Source organism: Reyranella soli (assembly GCF_007992495.1).
Classification (GTDB): Bacteria; Pseudomonadota; Alphaproteobacteria; order Reyranellales; family Reyranellaceae; genus Reyranella; species Reyranella soli.
In genome coordinates this window covers 1-4,374 of sequence record NZ_BKAJ01000305.1, presented here as the reverse complement: position 1 = coordinate 4,374, position 4,374 = coordinate 1, and the positions used below count along the sequence as shown (strand labels likewise).

Genomic DNA, 4,374 nt, shown 5'->3' with positions numbered 1-4,374 from the left:
CCCGCGGTCCGGCAAGATTAGCCGCCGCGAATGACGCCGGCGCCTCCGTCGACCGGCAGGGTGACGCCGGTGACGAAGGAGGCTTCGTCCGACGCCAGGAACAGCGCGGCGTTGGCGACGTCCCAGCCGGTGCCCATCTTGCGGCGAAGCGGCACCTTGGCGTCGCGTTCGGCCTCGACCTGGGCGCGTGGCTTGTTGAACTCGCGCGCACGGGTATCGACCGCCATCGGCGTGTTCATCAGGCCGGGCAGGATGACGTTGGCCCGGATGCCGTACTCCGCGTTCTGGTAGGCAAGCTGCTCGGTGAACGACACCATCGCCGCCTTGGTCGTCTTGTAGGCGACATAGGGATAGGTGCTGATCACGGCGTTCGAGGAGATGTTGACGATGGCGCCGCTCTTCTGGGCGCGCATGATCGGGATCACGTGCTTGCAGGCCAGGATGCAGCTCTTGAGGTTGATCGCCACGCAGCGGTCGAAGGCTTCCTCGGTAAGGCTCAGCAGCTCGGCGTCGCCGCCGGCGATCGAGACACCGACATTGTTGTGCAGGATGTCGATGCGGCCCCAGCGCTTCATGACGTCGTCCACGAAGGCCTTGATGTCGGATTCCTTGGTGACGTCGGCCTTGATGGCATGGGCCGTGCCCTGGCTCTTCTTGATCATGTCGACGGTCTCCTCGGCGCTGCCGAGGTTGTAGTCGACGCACAGCACCTTGGCGCCTTCGCGCGCGAAGGTCAGCGCGGTGGCGCGGCCGTTGCCGACGCCTTCGCCCGGGCTCTGGCCCGCGCCGACGACGATGGCGACCTTGTCCTTCAAACGCATGTCACTTCACTCCCGGGATCGGGTACTGCTGCAGTACCTCTTTGTAGTAGGGCTCGTTGTCGATCTTCATGGTGGCGAGCACGCGCACCACGGCGTTGTAGAAGGCGATGGTGAGCACCAGGTCGGTCATGTGCTCGTTTGAAAGATGCTGCTTGATCTCGGCGAAGGTCTCTTCGGACATGCCGATGTCGCGCGTCATCTCGCGGGCGCCCTTGAGGATCGCCTTGGCGAGCGGCTCGAGCTTGGAGGGCTTGCCCTCGGTCTCGGCGAACAGGCCCTGGATGTCCTCGTCGGTGACGCCGAACTCCTTGCCGATCTTGACGTGATGGGTGAACTCGTACTCCGAGCGCTCCAGCCAGCCGACCTGCAGGATGGCGAGCTCGCGCAGGCGCGGGTCGAGCTTGCTCTTGAAGCGGATGAAGTTGCCGATGCCATTGAAGGCCTTGGCCATGTCCGGCGAGTTGACCAGCAATTTGTGCAGGTTGGTGTTGCGCTTCAGCATGTCGCGGTATTCGGGCGCGACCTGGTCGGGCTCGAGATAGGGCAGGCGGGCCATTCGTCTATTTCCTCCAATTAACTTCTAGGTGGCTGAATCTCGCTCGGGCCCCTGCAGCGTCACGCCGCCGTCGATCACCAGCACGTGGCCGGTGATATAGCGGGCGTGGTTGGACAGCAGGAAGCGCACGCCATGGCCGATGTCCCAGCCGGTGCCCTCGATCTTCAGGACCGAGGCCTTGGCGCGGGCCGCGCGCGCGGCCTCGCTCATGCCGTTGCCGCGATTGACCATCGGCGTGTACATCGGGCCGGGGCAGATGCAGTTGACCCGGATGTGGTCGCGGCCGTGATCGACCGCCATCGCCTGGGTCAGGCCGATCACCGCAGCCTTCGACGTCGTGTAGGTCGTGAGACCGCGCGGCCGCAGTGCCGAGATCGACGAGATGTTGACGATCGAGCCGCCCTTGGCCGTCTTGATCATGGCCGGGATGGCGTGCTTGGACAGCAGGAACATCGTCTCGACATTGACCTGCATGACGCGGCGGTATTCGTCGGGCTTCTCGTCGACCACGCTGCCGCGGCTGCCGATGCCGATATTGTTGTCGAGAAAGTCGAGCCGGCCCCAGCGGTCGACCGCGGCATCGACCAGCTGCTTGCACTCGGCCTCCTTGGTCATGTCGCCGGCATGCGCGGCGGCGTGGCCGCCCTCGGCCTTGATCATGTCGACGGTGCGCTCGGCGAGCTTCAGGTCGAGGTCGGCCACCAGCACCCTGGTGCCGGCGCGCGCCAGCAGGATCGCGGCCGCCCGGCCATTGCCGATTCCGTCGCCCGCCGCACCGCCGCCCGATACGATCGCAACCTTGCCGGCCAAGCCGGCGTCATCCTCCGGTCCCTTCATCCGATCCCCCTTGCTCCCCCGAACTCAGGACGAGTGGTTCACTTCGCGTCGTCCCAGTCGATGCGGAACGCTTCGCCCTGTCGCTTGATGGTGCCGGCATTGGCGCCTGGGAAGTGCGCCGGGCACAGCAGTGCACTGCTTTCGACGCAATCCTCCAGGAGCTGGCGCCGCGAGCGCGCCGACATCTCCTGGTCGGTGCAGAACTGGCTCGACCAGTCTGGATGATAGACCTGGATCGGGTGGTGCATGATGTCGCCCGAGAAGCAGGCCTGCCGTCCGCCGTCCTTGAGGTTGATGGCGATCGAGCCCGGCGTATGGCCGGGATAATCCTTGATGGTGAGCAGCGGGTCGGGTTGGTGGTCGCTGTCGATCATCACCGCCTTGCCGGCCTCGACGATGGGCAGCACCGAATCGTCGAACGAGCCGTCATTGACCTTGCCGTCGCCCTGCCTGCCGCGCTCGCTCTCCCAGTGGGCGTACTCGCGCTTGCCGAACAGGTACCTGGCGTTGGGGAAGGTCGGGACCCAGCGGCCGTCGACAAGCTGGGTGTTCCAGCCGACATGATCGACGTGCAGATGGGTGCACATCACGAAGTCGACCGACTCCGCCGGGCAGCCGCAGGCTTTCAGGCGATTGAGGAAGGGCGTGTCGAGATTGCGCCAGCCGGGATTGGTGCGCTGCTTGTGATTGCCGAGGCAGGTGTCGATCAGGATGGTGTGCCTGGGCGTCTTCACGATCCAGGTATGGACCGAGCCGACCAGCCGGTCGGAGCCCGGCTCGACATGGTCGGGCACCATCCAGCTCTTCTGGGCGTCGAAGGCTTCCTGGTTGAACTTGGGGAACATGCGTGCCGGCTTGAAGCCCGCGCCGCAGATCTCCTCGACCTTCTCGATGGTGGCTCCGCCCAGCTTGCGCACGGTCATGGCGTGGCTTCCCTCTAGAACGTGACGACGCTGCGGATCGACTCTCCCTTGTGCATCAGGTCGAAGGCGTCGTTGATCTTCTCGACCGGCATGACGTGGGTGATGAGCGAATCGATGTCGATCTTCTTGTCCATGTACCAGTCGACGATCTTGGGCACATCGCGCCGGCCCTTGGCGCCGCCGAAGGCGGTGCCCATCCAGTGGCGACCGGTGACGAGCTGGAAGGGGCGCGTGGAAATCTCCTGGCCGGCGCCGGCGACGCCGATGATCACCGACTTGCCCCAGCCGCGATGGCAGCATTCCAGCGCCTGGCGCATCAGCTTGGTGTTGCCGACGCATTCGAAGCTGTAGTCGGCGCCGCCGTCGGTCAGCTCGACCAGGTGCGCGACGAGATCCTTGCTGCCCAAGGTCGAGGGATTGACGAAGTGGGTCATGCCGAACTTGCGGCCCAGCGCCTCGCGCTCGGGATTGAGGTCGACACCGACGATCATGTTGGCGCCGACCAGGCGCGCGCCCTGCACGACGTTGAGCCCGATGCCGCCCAGGCCGAACACCACGACATTGGCGCCGGCCTCGACCTTGGCGGTGTTGATGACGGCGCCGATGCCCGTGGTAACGCCGCAGCCGATGTAGCAGACCTTGTCGAACGGTGCGTCGGGCCGGATCTTGGCCAGCGCGATCTCGGGCAGCACGGTGTAGTTCGAGAAGGTCGAGCAGCCCATGTAGTGATGGACCTTCTTGCCCTTCAGCGAAAAGCGCGACGTGCCGTCCGGCATCACGCCCTGGCCCTGGGTCGAGCGGATGGCGGTGCAGAGGTTGGTCTTGCCCGAGAGGCAGGATTTGCACTGCCGGCATTCCGGCGTGTAGAGCGGGATCACGTGATCGCCCTTCTTCAGCGACACGATGCCCGGCCCGACATCGACCACGACGCCCGCGCCCTCATGGCCGAAGATCACCGGGAACAGGCCTTCGGGATCGCCGCCCGAGCGCGTGAACTCGTCGGTATGGCAAACGCCCGACGCCTTGATCTCGACCAGCACCTCGCCGAACTTCGGCCCTTCGAGGTCGACTTCCTCGATCTCGAGGTTCTTGCCGGCCTCGAAGCAGACTGCCGCCTTTGTCTTCACGCTCGTCCCCCTGGGAATCAAGGGGCGAAGCCTAGAGCAGGGGAGGCAACGATGCTACCGGAGTCGTTGCGCGAAGCGAAAAGTAGGACATCGACACGCGCCCGCTGTCA

At 65.2% G+C, this 4,374-nt stretch carries 5 protein-coding genes; all 5 read right to left on the bottom strand.

The annotated features are described in order from the left end of the window. Positions 1–17: 17 nt before the first annotated feature. The 5 genes from RSO01_RS46085 to RSO01_RS46065 are packed head-to-tail and all read right to left on the bottom strand — an operon-like array spanning position 18 to position 4,264. A complete protein-coding gene (locus RSO01_RS46085; protein ID WP_147157357.1) occupies positions 18–821 on the bottom strand; it encodes an SDR family NAD(P)-dependent oxidoreductase in 804 nt (267 codons plus the stop codon). A 1-nt stretch (position 822) separates the two neighbouring features. Next, entirely contained in the window at positions 823–1,377 is a 555-nt protein-coding gene (locus RSO01_RS46080) for a carboxymuconolactone decarboxylase family protein (RefSeq protein WP_147157356.1), read from the bottom strand. A gap of 24 nt (positions 1,378–1,401) precedes the next feature. Continuing rightward, a complete protein-coding gene (locus RSO01_RS46075; RefSeq protein ID WP_147157355.1) occupies positions 1,402–2,214 on the bottom strand; it encodes an SDR family NAD(P)-dependent oxidoreductase in 813 nt (270 codons plus the stop codon). 38 nt (positions 2,215–2,252) lie between these two features. Next, positions 2,253–3,137, bottom strand: coding sequence for an MBL fold metallo-hydrolase (locus RSO01_RS46070; protein ID WP_147157354.1), 885 nt, complete (start codon positions 3,135–3,137; stop codon positions 2,253–2,255). Between the two features lie 14 nt (positions 3,138–3,151). After that, entirely contained in the window at positions 3,152–4,264 is a 1,113-nt protein-coding gene (locus RSO01_RS46065; RefSeq protein WP_147157353.1) for an S-(hydroxymethyl)glutathione dehydrogenase/class III alcohol dehydrogenase, read from the bottom strand. Positions 4,265–4,374: the final 110 nt, after the last annotated feature.